11 protein-coding genes are annotated in these 13,456 nt (G+C 70.7%); 3 read left to right on the plus strand and 8 right to left on the minus strand.

The features are described from left to right. Positions 1–132: 132 nt before the first annotated feature. From IEZ19_RS04270 to pgsA, 4 genes are all read right to left on the minus strand, one after another. Positions 133–675, minus strand: coding sequence for a LemA family protein (locus tag IEZ19_RS04270; RefSeq protein WP_189309629.1), 543 nt, complete (start codon positions 673–675; stop codon positions 133–135). Positions 676–876: 201 nt separating this feature from the next. After that, positions 877–2,037: a glycosyltransferase family 4 protein gene (locus IEZ19_RS04275; RefSeq protein WP_189309630.1), complete on the minus strand. Its 1,161-nt coding sequence runs from the start codon at positions 2,035–2,037 to the stop codon at positions 877–879. Next, positions 2,034–2,954: a phosphatidylinositol mannoside acyltransferase gene (locus tag IEZ19_RS04280; RefSeq protein WP_189309631.1), complete on the minus strand. Its 921-nt coding sequence runs from the start codon at positions 2,952–2,954 to the stop codon at positions 2,034–2,036. The genes IEZ19_RS04275 and IEZ19_RS04280 overlap by 4 nt, the downstream gene beginning before the upstream one ends. Beyond that, positions 2,951–3,685, minus strand: coding sequence for a phosphatidylinositol phosphate synthase (gene pgsA, locus IEZ19_RS04285; RefSeq protein ID WP_189309915.1), 735 nt, complete (start codon positions 3,683–3,685; stop codon positions 2,951–2,953). Before pgsA ends, IEZ19_RS04280 begins: the two co-directional genes overlap by 4 nt. Before the next feature lie 228 nt (positions 3,686–3,913). Here pgsA and IEZ19_RS04290 point away from each other — a divergent pair, with 228 nt between their 5' ends. After that, complete coding sequence (locus IEZ19_RS04290) at positions 3,914–6,112, plus strand: elongation factor G-like protein EF-G2 (protein ID WP_189309632.1); 2,199 nt, start codon at positions 3,914–3,916, stop codon at positions 6,110–6,112. A 216-nt stretch (positions 6,113–6,328) separates the two neighbouring features. Then, entirely contained in the window at positions 6,329–7,975 is a 1,647-nt protein-coding gene (locus tag IEZ19_RS04295; protein WP_189309633.1) for an AbeC-like domain-containing protein, read from the plus strand. Between the two features lie 146 nt (positions 7,976–8,121). Here the strand turns inward: IEZ19_RS04295 and IEZ19_RS04300 are convergent, their stop codons facing one another. Then, complete coding sequence (locus tag IEZ19_RS04300) at positions 8,122–8,682, minus strand: HIT family protein (RefSeq protein ID WP_189309634.1); 561 nt, start codon at positions 8,680–8,682, stop codon at positions 8,122–8,124. Between the two features lie 67 nt (positions 8,683–8,749). Here IEZ19_RS04300 and IEZ19_RS04305 point away from each other — a divergent pair, with 67 nt between their 5' ends. Then, positions 8,750–9,406, plus strand: coding sequence for a potassium channel family protein (locus tag IEZ19_RS04305; RefSeq protein ID WP_229839945.1), 657 nt, complete (start codon positions 8,750–8,752; stop codon positions 9,404–9,406). 32 nt (positions 9,407–9,438) lie between these two features. Here the strand turns inward: IEZ19_RS04305 and thrS are convergent, their stop codons facing one another. From thrS to IEZ19_RS04320, 3 genes are all read right to left on the minus strand, one after another. After that, positions 9,439–11,415, minus strand: coding sequence for a threonine--tRNA ligase (gene thrS / locus IEZ19_RS04310; RefSeq protein ID WP_189309636.1), 1,977 nt, complete (start codon positions 11,413–11,415; stop codon positions 9,439–9,441). Between the two features lie 111 nt (positions 11,416–11,526). Next, a complete protein-coding gene (locus IEZ19_RS04315) occupies positions 11,527–12,762 on the minus strand; it encodes a hypothetical protein (RefSeq protein ID WP_189309637.1) in 1,236 nt (411 codons plus the stop codon). Further along, positions 12,759–13,325 carry a DUF4365 domain-containing protein gene (locus IEZ19_RS04320; protein WP_189309638.1) on the minus strand — a complete coding sequence of 189 codons (567 nt, stop codon included), beginning with the start codon at positions 13,323–13,325 and terminating at the stop codon, positions 12,759–12,761. The genes IEZ19_RS04315 and IEZ19_RS04320 overlap by 4 nt, the downstream gene beginning before the upstream one ends. Between the last annotated feature and the right edge of the window lie 131 nt (positions 13,326–13,456).

The raw sequence follows: 13,456 nt of genomic DNA on the forward strand, positions 1-13,456 counted from the left end.
GGTGACCTCACTCGGTGAAGAGGGTTTTGTGCTGCACCGAGGAAACGTGATTGGACCAGGCCACAGCAAGGGCCAATGAGAAGCGGGTGGATCCTTTTGGTCCGCTGAGTCCGTCTCGGGATCAGTTCGGCCTCAGGCCGCTCGGTCCACCAGCGCCGTCGGCGGTTCGTCGTCCATCTCGAACGCCAGCGGGAAGGGGGCGTGGCCGGCCAGGTGGAACCAGCGGACCTTGCGGTGCTCGCGCAGCCGGCGGGCCGCGCCGACGGCGTCGTTGTGGAAGCGGCGGGCCATCGGGACCCTGCGCACCGCCTCGGTCAGTTCGCGCGCGGCGGCCTCTCCCCCGGGTGCCTCACGGACCGCCTCCACCTGCTGGGCCTCGGCGAAGACCGCGCGCAGCGCCTGGCTCAGCTCGCTCTCGGCGACCTCGCGCTGCTCCTCCTCGGCCTGCCGGGCGGCGTGCGCCGCCTCGTACAGGACGATCGAGGCGGCGGGATCGAGGACGCCGGAGGTCGCCAGCTCCTGCGCCACGGACGCCCGGCGCAGCAGCTGGGCGTCGAGTGCGGCGCGGGCGGCGTCGATCCGGGAGTGCAGCCGGTCGAGCCGTCCGGCCGTCCAGCTCAGATAGAGACCGATCGCCACGAGGGCGACGAGGATCCAGATGAGGGTTGCGGTCACGGCCCGCACCTTAGCTCCGCCGCGGTCGGCCGTGGATGCTGGGTGCCGTTGACCTTGTGCTGTGACCGAAGTCGGTGCCGGCCCTGCTGGGGGTTGCCGCCCCCGGACCGCCGCTTCGGCCCGAACGGTCTCGTCCTCAAACGCCGGACAGGCCGATTGTGCCGGCCGGCGCTTGCAGGTGACCGATCACCGCTCGCTGTGTCAGTCCCGGGCCAATCCGAACCTTGCCCGCAGCCCCGGACGTTCGTCCGCTGCCACCGCCGCCGTACCCGTCGTCACCGTCTCGTAGACCGAGAGGATGTCCGCACCCACCGTCGACCAGTCGAAGCGGCGCACGTGCATGCTGCCCCGTTCGCTGAGTTCGCCTCGGCGGGCCGGGTCGGCCAGGAGGCGTACCGCCGCTTCCGCGAGCGCGTCCGCGTCCTCGTTGGTGAAGAGTTCGCCCGCCGCTCCCTGGTCCAGCACCTGGGCGAAGGCGTCCAGGTCGGAGGCGAGGACCGGAGCGCCCGCCGACAGCGCCTCGACCAGGATGATGCCGAAGCTCTCGCCGCCGGTGTTGGGGGCGACGTACAGGTCGACGCTGCGCAGGAAGCGTGCCTTGTCCTCGTCGCTGACCATGCCGAGGAACTCGACGCGGGAGCGGAGTTCGGCGGGGAGGGTCTCCACCGCCTCCTTCTCGTCGCCCCTGCCCGCCACCAGGAGCCGGGTCTGCGGGCGGGCGGCGAGGATCTTCGGCAGGGCCTTCATCAGGACCGGCAGGCCCTTGCGGGGCTCGTCGATACGGCCGATGAAGCCGATCGTGTCGCCCTGCCACTCGGGGTTGGGCTCGGCGCGGGCGAAGAAGCCGACGTCCACGCCGTTCGGGATGACGACCGCGTCGCCGCCCAGGTGCTCGACGAGCGTGCGGCGGGCGTACTCGCTCACGGCGATCCGCGCGCTGATCTTCTCCAGCGCGGCCTGCAGGATCGAGTACGCGGCGATCATCGCGCGGGAGCGCGGGTTCGAGGTGTGGAAGGTGGCGACGATCGGGCCCTGCGCCGCCCAGCAGGTCAGCAGGCCCAGGGAGGGCGACGTCGGCTCGTGGATGTGGACCACGTCGAACGCGCCGTCGTGCAGCCAGCGCCGCACCCGGGCCGCGGAGAGGAACCCGAAGTTCAGACGGGCCACGGAGCCGTTGTACGGCACCGGAACCGCGCGGCCGGCCGAGACGACGTACGGCGGCAGCGGGGTGTCGTCGTCGGCGGGGGCGAGCACGGACACCTCGTGACCGAGGCGGATGAAGTATTCGGCCAGGTCCCTGATGTGGAACTGGACGCCGCCCGGCACGTCCCAGGAGTACGGGCAGACGATGCCGATCCTCACGTGGATCCCTTCGCGGGCCCCTGTGCGGGGTCCAGATCGGCGAGCCACAACCGCTGCAGCATGTGCCAGTCCTCCGGATGGTCGGCGATTCCCGTGGCGTAGGCATCGGCCAGCGCCTGTGTCATCACAGACGTCTTCTCGGCCCGTGTACCTGTCTCGGGTACCTCGATCGGGGGATGGACACGGCCCTGCATGACGGGCGAGTCGTCGTACCAGAGGGTGACGGGCAGGAGCAGCGCGCCCGTCTGCTGGGCGAGGAGCGCCGGGCCCGCGGGCATCCGGGCGGCCTCGCCGAAGAACTTGACCTCCACGCCGGAGGAGGACAGATCGCGGTCGGCGACCAGGCAGACCAGGCCGCCGTCGCGCAGCCGGCGGGCCAGGGTGCCGAAGGCGGAGCCGCCGCTGTGCGGCAGGACCTCCATGCCGAGGCCCTCGCGGTAGGCGACGAAGCGGTCGTACAGGGTCTCCGGCTTGAGGCGTTCGGCGACCGTGGTGAAGGGGGTCTCCAGCTTGGTGGTGACCCAGGCGCCCGCGAGGTCCCAGTTGGCCAGGTGGGGCAGTGCCAGGATCACGCCGCGGTCGGAGGCCAGGCCGTCGGTCAGGTGGTGGACGTCCTTGGGGTCGAAGCCGTTCCTGACGCGCTCGGCGCTCCAGGCGGGCAGCCGGAAGGACTCCATCCAGTAGCGCAGGTACGACCGCATGCCCGCGCGCGACAGCTCGGCGAGGCGCTCGGGGCTCGCGTCGGGTACCACGCGCGCGTAGTTGCTCTCCAGCCGCAGGACGCCCTTGCCGCGCCGCTTCCAGGCGAGGTCGGCGATGCTCCGGCCCAGGCGCACGGCAGCCGGTTCGGGGAGCTTCTTGACCGTGCTCCAGCCGACGCCGTACAGCGTGTCGGTCAGCCGCTCGGCGATGCTCACTTCGCCGCCTCACTCCCGTGGGACGCGTTCTCGCGGCCGGCGGCCGCCTCCGCCTCGGCGGACTCCCGGCGGACCGTGACGACGCGCTGGACCAGCGTGACCAGGCTGCCGACGGCGACGATCCACAGGGCCACCGGCAGCAGGTACTGGATGCCGGGCACGCCGAACTTGTGCAGGCCCGCGAAACCGGCGGCGACCAGCGAGATCACCAGCCGTTCGGCGCGCTCGACGAGACCGTTGACCGCGACCGGCAGCCCGATCGACTCGCCGCGGGCCTTCGTGTACGAGACCACCTGGCCGCTGGCCAGGCAGAAGATGGACACGGCACACAGAACATTGTCGTTCCCGTTGCCCGCGTACCACAGCGCGAAGCCGCCGAAGATGGCCCCGTCGGCGACCCGGTCGAGGGTGGAGTCCAGGAAGGCGCCCCAGCGGCTGGAGCGGCCCAGCTGGCGGGCCATGTTGCCGTCGACCAGGTCGGAGAAGACGAAGAGTGTGATCACGACCGTGCCCCAGAAGAACTCTCCCCTGGGGTAGAAGACCAGCGCGCCCGCGACCACACCGGCGGTGCCGAGGAGTGTCACCGTGTCGGGACTGACGCCTCTCCGGATGAGAAATGCGGCGAACGGCGTGAGGACACGCGTGAAGAATGCACGCGCGTACTTGTTCAGCATGGCCTTCCCGACGGTCGGTGTCGCCGCGCGGCCCCTGCTGGCCGTCGGCTGGCCCATCGTAGCCACGCGCGCGTGTGTACGACGGGCGGGCACCCGCACCACGGTCAGGTGTCCAGTGGGCGGCCCGTATGTGACGTCCGCCGGCGCGATCGGCGTCCTCCGTATGGACGCACCGTGACGGGAGTGGAAAGCTCGAAGGACCGCGGGCGTCATCGGAGCCGCCACCGCACGCGGCCCGGTCTGCCCGCGCCCACAATGACCTCACCGTGCACGGGAGGCAAGGCCATGGGCGACAAGGCGAACACACACCCTGGGGCCGCCGGCAGGGCTACGGCGGCCGACCACCCCGCGTCCGTACGGAATGTGGTGCTGGTCGGCCACTCCGGTTCGGGCAAGACGACCCTGGTGGAGGCTCTCGCGCTGACCGCGGGAGCTGTGAACCGGGCGGGCCGCGTGGAGGACGGCGGCACCGTCTCGGACTACGACGAGATCGAGCACCGGCAGCAACGCTCCGTGCAGCTCTCCCTGGTCCCCGTCGAATGGGACGGATTCAAGATCAACCTGCTCGACACCCCCGGATACGCCGACTTCGTCGGAGAGCTGAGGGCCGGTCTGCGCGCCGCGGACGCGGCCCTTTTCGTCGTCTCGGCCTCGGACGGGGTGGACGGCTCGACCCGGATGGTGTGGGAGGAGTGCGCGGCGGTCGGGATGCCGCGGGCCATCGTCGTGACACACCTGGAGGCCGCCCGCGCGGACTTCGAGGAGATGACCCGGGTGTGCGCGGAGACGTTCGGCGGCGACGACCCCGACGCCGTGCTCCCGCTGTACCTGCCGCTGCACGGCCCGCAGGGAGCCGACGGGCACGCGCCCGTGACGGGGCTGGTCGGACTGCTGTCGCAGAAGCTGTTCGACTACTCGTCCGGCGAGCGCAAGGAGTCCGAGCCGGGCCCCGAACAGCTGCCCGAGATGGACGACGCGCGCAACCGGCTCATCGAGGGGATCATCTCGGAGAGCGAGGACGAGACCCTGATGGACCGCTACCTCGGTGGCGAGCAGATCGACGTCAAGACGCTGATCGAGGATCTGGAGCGGGCCGTCTCGCGCGGGGTCTTCTTCCCCGTCCTGGCGGCCGCGCCCGCGGCCGAGGGAGCGCGGCAGGGACTCGGCACGGTCGAGCTCCTGGAGCTGATCACGGGCGGCTTCCCCACACCGCTGGAGCACACGGTGCCCGGAGTCGCCACGGTCGACGGCAGGCCGCGCGAGCTGAAGCCGTGCGATCCGAACGGGCCGCTGGTCGCGGAGGTCGTGAAGACCTCCTCCGACCCGTACGTGGGCCGGGTCTCGCTGGTCCGCGTCTTCTCCGGCACCCTGCGCCCCGACGAGACGGTGCACGTGTCCGGGCACGGCCTGGCCGACAGGGGGCACGAGGACCACGACGTCGACGAGAAGATCGGCGCCCTCTCCACGCCGTTCGGCAAGCAGCAGCGTCCGGTGACGCACGCGGTCGCGGGCGATCTCGCGTGTGTGGCGAAGCTGGGCCGCGCGGAGACCGGCGACACGCTGTCGGCGAAGGACGACCCGCTGCTCATGGAACCGTGGCAGATGCCCGACCCGCTGCTGCCGCTCGCCATCGAGGCGCACAGCAAGGCGGACGAGGACAAGCTCTCGCAGGGCCTGGGCCGGCTGGTCGCCGAGGACCCGACGATGCGGCTCGAGCAGAACCAGAACACCCACCAGGTGGTCCTGTGGTGCCTGGGCGAGGCCCACGCGGACGTCGCCCTGGAGCGACTGCGCAACCGCTACGGCGTCCAGGTCGACGTCGTACCCCACAAGGTCTCCCTCCGGGAGACGTTCGGCGGCAAGGCAGCCGGTCGCGGACGGCACGTGAAGCAGTCCGGCGGCCACGGGCAGTACGCGATCTGCGAGATCGAGGTCGAGCCGCTGCCCGGCGGCTCTGGCATCGAGTTCGTGGACAAGGTGGTCGGCGGCGCGGTGCCCCGGCAATTCATCCCGTCGGTGGAGAAGGGAGTGCGGACCCAGGCCGCCAAGGGGGTCGCGGCCGGCTATCCGCTGGTCGACGTCCGGATCACGCTGCTCGACGGCAAGGCGCACTCGGTGGACTCCTCCGACGCCGCCTTCCAGACGGCGGGCGCGCTGGCGCTGCGGGAGGCCGCGGCCGACGCGAAGATCCATCTGCTGGAGCCGGTGGCCGAGGTGAGCGTCCTGGTCGGCGACGACTACGTGGGTGCCGTGATGAGCGACCTGTCGGGGCGGCGGGGCCGGGTGGTCGGCACCGAACAGGTCGGCTCCGGACGGACGTTGGTGCGGGCCGAGGTGCCCGAGTTCGAGATCGGCCGGTACGCGGTCGATCTGCGCTCCCTCTCACACGGCACGGCCCGGTTCAGCCGCGTCTACGCCCGGCACGAGCCGATGCCGCCGCAGGTCGCCGAGAAGATCCGCGAACAGGTGCAGGAGGCCTCGTAGTCGGCGGTACGAGGGCCGCCGGTCGAACGACTGCGGATCCCTTCCCTCCGATTCGGCGGGCGGCTTCGGCCGTCCGCCGACGGATGTCGGTGGCGGCGGATACGCTGATCACGTGATCGCGTCGTGCCGCGTCGGCACGACGGCCTGATCAACAGGTGTGCGGGGCAGGGAAGTCGGGAAGGCCGCAGGTGCGACAGGGCGGCGATGGGGGGCGGGATGTCGATCGGGACCGAGTGGGACGGGCCACAGGTGCCCGTCGCGGGCGACGGGAGCCAGGCGGCGACCTTCGCGCTGGCCTCGGCGGCCTACCGGGACAACGGGGTCGAGGACATCAAGAAGGCCGACAACGACTGGCACCAGTCCACGGTCAAGGAGGGCAAGATCGCCCTCTTCAAACCGAATCTCGGCGAGGCCTTCTCCCGGGCCGTGGCCGACCGCATGATCGGCCCGGACCGCAAACCGCTCATCCAGTCCTTCGGCATCGAGCCCCAGGTCGTCGTGGAGCACTGCCTCGCGGCGAACAACATCCGCCGCGCGCGCGACAACCGGCTGACGACCGTGATGGTGCTGTGCGGGCTGCTGTTCCTGCCGGGCCTGCTGGTGTGGCTGCTCGTCTTCCAGCTCCGGACGACCATGGCGAAGCGCGACGACAAGCGCATGAGCACGCTCGGTACCGCGCTGCTGCTCGCCGTGGGCGTGGTCGCCGTGATCTTCCTGCTCCGCATGCCGTTCACCGGCTTCTGGGCGTTGTACGCGCGCGGCGCGGTCGTCGCCCCGGTGCTGGGCTGGTTCTTGGCCAAGCGGATCTGCGAGAACACGGCTAAGGACCTGCGCGGACGCTGGGACGGCCTGCTGTCGGGCACCAGCGTCGGCGCCAAGGTCCCCGAAGCCGTGCCGAGCAGCCCCGGCGAGACCGCGGCCGAGGCGCTGCGCCAGTCGCTGGCCAAGCTGAGCGCCGAACAGCAGTCCAACTCGGTCTTCTACGCCGGGCCGAAGGGCATACTCGGCATGGGCACGCGCTGGGGCAGCTGGCAGCTCGCCGAGGACCTGCGGCCCGCGGACCCCGACCGGGAGATCCACCCCTTCCGCAGCTGGGACGTCATCCGCGCCGTCCACGACCAGCTGGCCCTGCTGGAGCGCGGGCCGCTGAACACGGGCGGCTTCCCGAAGCCCTCGATACGGCACTGGATCGTCACGCCGATCGGGGAGAACGCGAAGGCGGTGTCCCGGCCGGAGGGCGCGGACGTCGAGGCGTTCCAGTTCAGGCCGCACGCCATACAGGAGATCTGCAACAAGCAGCAGTTCGGCAGCGGCAACCGGCACTACCTGGGTGTCCAGTGGACGCTGTGGGACAGCCAGCTCGTCATCACGATGCTGATCACGGTGACGGTGCTGCACCAGACGCTGCGGATCGAGGTGACCGGGCATGCGCTCGGGCCGGTTCACTCGCTGTTCACCTCTAAGCCGGAGGCGCCGACCAAGAGCGTGGCCAAGACGTTCAAGCCGTGGGAGAGCCGGAAGATCAAGCTGCCGCTCGTGAACAGCGACGAGGTGGTGCGGCTCGCGGTGCGCGCGCCCATCACCTGGTATCCGCCGGCGCTGAACTGGCTGGGCGGCTCGCTGGGCCTGCCCGAGCCGTTCGGCCTGCGGCACGCGTGGGCGGACCAGCCGTGGCGGCACCGCTTCATGGCCGACGACGCGCTACGCGCGGCCACGCCGGTGCTGCGGGTGGTGCACTCCGCGGCGATACGCGTGCTGGAGGAGAACGGCGTGGACGTCGAGAAGTTCGGGGCGCGGGCCGGGTTCCTCAGCACGAACGTCCAGGACGCGTCGCCGAAGAAGGCCGACCTCTATGACGCGTGAGCCTGTGTTGGTGCTGAGGCCTGGGAGCTGTCGCCCCCCAGGCCCCCGCTTCGGCCTGACGGCCTCGCCCTCGAAGGCCGGACGGGCTGGATGGTGCCGGACCTGGCTGGGACATCGGCCTTGGCCGAAGGCGCCGACTCAGTCGCTCACGCCGTCGGCCAGGCGTCCGCCAGCATCTTGCGGGTGTCCGCCAGGAGCTGGGGCAGGACCTTCGTGTGGCCGACCACCGGCATGAAGTTCGTGTCGCCGCCCCAGCGGGGCACGATGTGCTGGTGGAGGTGGGCGGCGATGCCGGCGCCCGCTACCGTGCCCTGGTTCATGCCGATGTTGAAGCCGTGGGCGCCGGAGGCGGTCCGCAGGGCCGTCATCGCCTGCTTGGTCAGCTCGGCCAGCTCCAGGGTCTCCGGCCCGGTCAGGTCGGTGTAGTCGGCGACGTGCCGGTACGGCACGGTCATCAGGTGGCCGCCGTTGTACGGGTACAGGTTGAGCACCGCGTACACCTGCTCACCGCGCCGGACGATCAGCCCGTCCTCGTCGGACTTGGCCGGAATCGCGCAGAACGGGCAGCCGTCGTCGGCTCCCGGACCGGTGGGCTTGTTCTCGCCCTGGATGTAGGCCATCCGGTGGGGCGTCCACAGGCGCTGGAACGCGTCCTGCGTCCCCACTCCGATCTGCTGCTCCGGCTCACTCGTCATGCTAGGCAGCATATGGCTTCGCCCGTTCGCGGCGTGTCGGCAGGGTTGGGGAAGCCGGATTCCGGGCCAAGCTTGCCCGGTGCACGACGACAGCCCCGAGGCCCGCTGGGAGCGGCGCGCCGAGATGCCTCTGACCATCGCGTCGATGGCATTCCTGTGCGCCTACGCGGTCCTGGTCCTGGCGCCAAGCCCGGGGACGCCGTGGGACGACCTGTGGCTGCTGGTCCTGCTGGCGGCGTGGCTGCTCTTCGGCGTCGACTACGCCGCACGCTGGCGGCTCAGCGGTCGGCGGCTGGGCTTCGTACGGACCCACTGGCTGGACACGATCGTGTTGATCCTGCCGCTGCTGCGCCCCCTGCGGATCGTCCGTATCTACGAATCGATGCAGCACCGGCGCGGCCTCCCCCGGCTCGCCCTGCACGCGCGCGTGATCGCCTACGCGGGAATCTCCGCCGTGCTGCTGGGCTTCACCGGCGCTCTCGCCGTCTACCAGCAGGAGCGGGACGCGCCGGGCACGACCATGCGGACGTTCGGGGACGCCGTGTGGTGGGCCTGCTCGACGCTGTCCACCGTGGGCTACGGCGACGTCGTACCGGTGACCACGGGCGGCAGGGTGATCGCGGCCTTCGTGATGGCCTGCGGTCTGGCCCTGCTCGGTGCGGTCACCGGCTCGTTCTCGTCCTGGCTGCTGCAGGTCTTCGCCGCCGAGACCGGCGAAAGGCCCCCGGAGACGTGATCGTCCCCGGGGAGCCTTCGTGGTGAGCGCGGTCAGACCTGCGCCCGCTCCTCGACGACCTTCACGATCTTCTCGATGGCCTCGTCGAACGGGATGCCGTTCTCCTGCGAGCCGTCCCGGTAGCGGAAGGACACGGAGCCGGCGGACATGTCCTCGTCACCCGCGATGACCATGAAGGGCACCTTCTGCTTCTGGGCATTGCGGATCTTCTTCTGCATACGGTCCGAGGAGGAGTCCACCTCGACGCGCAGCCCCTTCTTCTTCGCGGCGGCCGCGAACTTCTCCAGGTACTCGACGTGCGCGTCACCGATCGGGATGCCGAGCGCCTGGACGGGGGCGAGCCACGCCGGGAAGGCGCCCGCGTAGTGCTCCAGGAGCACCGCGAAGAACCGCTCGATCGAGCCGAAGAGGGCGCGGTGGATCATCACCGGGCGCTGCTTCGAGCCGTCGGGGCCCGTGTACTCCAGGTCGAAGCGCTCCGGCAGGTTGAAGTCGAGCTGGATGGTCGACATCTGCCAGGTGCGGCCGATGGCGTCCTTGGCCTGGACGGAGATCTTCGGGCCGTAGAAAGCGGCGCCGCCCGGGTCGGGGACGAGCGGGAGGCCCTGCTTCTCGGCGACCTGGCGCAGCGTCTCAGTGGCCTCCTCCCAGACCTCGTCGGAGCCGACGAACTTCTCCGGGTCCTTGGTGGACAGCTCGAGGTAGAAGTCGGTCAGGCCGTAGTCGCGCAGCAGGCCGAGGACGAAGGTGAGCGTCTTGTCGAGCTCCTCCGACATCTGTTCGCGGGTGCAGTAGATGTGCGCGTCGTCCTGCGTGAAGCCCCGGGCGCGGGTCAGGCCGTGCACGACGCCCGACTTCTCGTACCGGTACACGGTTCCGAACTCGAAGAGGCGCAGCGGCAGTTCACGGTAGGAGCGGCCGCGCGCGTCGAAGATCAGGTTGTGCATGGGGCAGTTCATGGGCTTGAGGTAGTAGTCCACGCCCTCGTCGAGCTGCATGGGCGGGTACATGCCCTCGGCGTACCAGTCCAGGTGCCCGGACGTCTCGAAGAGCTTCCCCTTCGTCGCGTGCGGGGTGTAGACGAACTCGTAGCCCTCTTCCTCGTGGCGTCGCCGCGAGTAGTCCTCCATCGTGCGGCGGACGATGCCGCCCTTGGGGTGGAAGACGGCGAGGCCGGAGCCGATCTGCTCCGGGATGGAGAACAGGTCCAGCTCGTTGCCCAGCTTGCGGTGGTCGCGCTTCTCGGCCTCGGCGAGGAAGTCGAGGTACGCCTTCAGCTCGTCCTTGGACGGCCAGGCAGTGCCGTAGATGCGCTGGAGCATGGGGTTCTTCTCGCTGCCGCGCCAGTAGGCGGCCGCGTTGCGCATCAGCTTGAACGCCGGGATGAGCCGCGTCGAGGGCAGGTGGGGACCGCGGCAGAGGTCCTTCCAGCACAGCTCGCCGGTCTTGGCGTCCAGGTTGTCGTAGATCGTCAGCTCACCGGCGCCGACCTCCACGTCCGCGCCGTCCTCGCTGGACGCCGAACCCTTGAGGCCGATCAGCTCCAGCTTGTACGGCTCGTCGGCCAGCTCCTCGCGGGCGGCCTCGTCGGTCACGACGCGGCGGGAGAACTTCTGTCCCCGCTTCTGGATCTCCTGCATCTTCTTCTCGACGGCCTTGAGATCCTCGGGCGTGAACGGCCTCTCGACGTCGAAGTCGTAGTAGAAGCCGTCCTTGACCGGCGGGCCGATGCCCAGCTTGGCCTCGGGGAAGATCTCCTGCACGGCCTGCGCCATCACGTGCGCGGTGGAGTGGCGCAGGATGTTCAGGCCGTCCTCGGAGGAGATCTCGACACCCTCGACGGTCTCGCCGTCCCTGACCTCGTAGGCGAGGTCCTTCAGCTCGCCGCCCACACGCGCGGCGATGATCGAGCGCTCGCCGGCGAAGAGCTCGGCGGCCGTGGTGCCCGTCGTCACCGTGCGCTCTTCCCGCTCGGAATCGCGTTGGATGATCACACGGACGTCTGACACCGGTCTCTCCTGACTGCTGGTGGATGCGGGCGCCGTACCAGGAGCGCGCGCAATACCGGATCGTACCGACCCGGCGCCGCCGACCGCGAAACGGTCACCCTTAGTGCCCCCTCAGTCGCAGTCGTCCCCGCTGCAGGCCTCCTCGAAGAAGTCGAGGTTCTCCTGAAGAAACTTCATCAGCCGGTCCCGCTCGGCCTCGTCCACCTGTACCGGCGCGACCCCGGAGGCACCGGTCAGCCGCCGGAACCCGCCCCGGCTCTCCAGCCGGCCGTGCACCCGCACCGGCAGGCCGACGAGGTGTGCGTGTCCGGCGATCCGGTACGCCTCCTCGTCGAGGAGCACACGGACGTGCGGCACCTCGGCGCCGGCGATGACCCGCAGCCGTACGGCACCCTCGCCGCGCGGCCCGGACCTGCGCATCCGCTCCACGGCGCCGGTGATGCGGACCGGGACGGACGGTTCGTCGCGCAGGAAGCGGACCCCGGCCTCGCGCAGGACGGGCAGGTCGCCCGGCGAGAACTCGACGGGCTCGGCCGAAGCCGCGCAGTCCTCGGGGACACCGGCGGCGGGCGCCCACTCGACGGCGATGCGGGCGCCCTCGGTGCCACGGACCAGGGTGACCAGGGCCTCGGTGAGTTCACGGCTGACGCCGGTCTCGACGGCGCCGTCGAAGGCGTCCATGCCGCCGGTGGCCCGCTGGTAGTCGATGGCCTCGCGGGCGGCGCAGAGGGCCTGGTGGAGCCGGACGGCGAGGGGCCGGCCCTCGCTGACGGGCACGAACGCGGTCAGGCTGCGGCCGCCCGCCGCCGAGCCGACGAGGACGTGCTCCAGCATCGCGGCGGCCGACCGGCGGTGCCGGGCGCCGTAGTAGCCGGCGCACGCGCGTGTGGCGAGCGCGCCCGCCAGGAGCGTCTGCCGGGCGGCCGTACGCAGTTGTTCCTCGAGCGTCCACGGCGCCGCGCCCACCGGACCGGTCGGCACATCCCGCCACCAGCGGATCTCGTCGCTCGGCACGGCGAGTGAGAGGAGGACCTCGCGCGCGGAGGGCGTTCCGCTGCGGGAGAGGGCGACGAGCGCCTCGCCGAGCAGGTCGTCGCTGTCGGGGAAGGCGCGGCTCTCGGGCACCAGCAGGCTGGTCCCGCCGCCGCCCGGCCCGGGCGGGGTCCAGCGGCCGTAGCGTCCCGGCGCGCCGCCGCGCCGCTGCCAGCCGTGCCGGTGCAGCAGGGCGCTGAGCACGGTGGGGTCGACCTCGGCGGGTTCGGGCGGCTGACTCCAGTGGGCGCCGGCCTCGTCGGCGGGATGGGGCCTGACGTCCCGCAGGGGCTCCTCGTACGGACGGTGCCTCATGGTCTGCCTCCCGACCCGACCCGCGTCATGATCTCGCAGAGCGCACGGTCGTCGAAGATGCGCGAGGTCGGGACACGCACCGTGGTCCGGTGCCGTCCGGTGATCGCGTGACCGGCCAGGTTGACCCAGTAGCAGCAGTGCCTCAGATCGAGCCGGTCGTGGCTGGCCCGCAGCCAGTCGTCCTGGGACCGGGGCACGAGCATGACGACCAGGATCTTGTGCACCGAGACGGGGGTGCGGGCGAGTTTGCGCAGGTGATCGTTGTCGAGTGTGAAGGAGAAGAAACGGCCGGGTGGGTTGGGTGCGATCTGGTACGTGCACTTCAACTGCACCTTGATGGTGACCTCGTCGTCGACCGTGTGCCCCGGCGAGCCGTGACTGACGTGCCAGTCGATGCCGTTGTCCGGGAACGGCTGGGACAGAGAGCAGCCCGCGGCGGCGGCGACCGCGTGCAGATAACCGACCTGCAGTGTCTCCATGCAGGCGGTGGTGGCGAGTGTGCCGCGATGGGGGCCCGTGCGTTCGGGCAGCAGCCCGCCCCGCTCGGGCTGCGCTATCGCCATGACCAAACAGCCTTCCAAGCCAAGTGAATCCCCGCAACGGGCCGCTGAACTGCAAATACCCGTACTCCTGTTGTGTCCTTCCGGCGTACGGCGCAAACAGCCCGGGTATCACCAAACAGGCAGAAGACGGG

Source organism: Streptomyces brasiliensis (assembly GCF_014647875.1).
GTDB classification, from domain to species: Bacteria; Actinomycetota; Actinomycetes; order Streptomycetales; family Streptomycetaceae; genus Streptomyces; species Streptomyces brasiliensis.

What these genes read in the sequence shown, in the direction of transcription:
- IEZ19_RS04295 (WP_189309633.1), top strand. Translation starts at nt 6,329, where the DNA reads ATGTCGATCGGGACCGAGTGGGACGGGCCACAGGTGCCCGTCGCGGGC.
- IEZ19_RS04320 (WP_189309638.1), bottom strand. Translation starts at nt 13,325, where the DNA reads ATGGCGATAGCGCAGCCCGAGCGGGGCGGGCTGCTGCCCGAACGCACG.
- IEZ19_RS04290 (WP_189309632.1), top strand. Translation starts at nt 3,914, where the DNA reads ATGGGCGACAAGGCGAACACACACCCTGGGGCCGCCGGCAGGGCTACG.
- IEZ19_RS04315 (WP_189309637.1), bottom strand. Translation starts at nt 12,762, where the DNA reads ATGAGGCACCGTCCGTACGAGGAGCCCCTGCGGGACGTCAGGCCCCAT.
- IEZ19_RS04300 (WP_189309634.1), bottom strand. Translation starts at nt 8,682, where the DNA reads ATGCTGCCTAGCATGACGAGTGAGCCGGAGCAGCAGATCGGAGTGGGG.
- pgsA (WP_189309915.1), bottom strand. Translation starts at nt 3,685, where the DNA reads ATGGGCCAGCCGACGGCCAGCAGGGGCCGCGCGGCGACACCGACCGTC.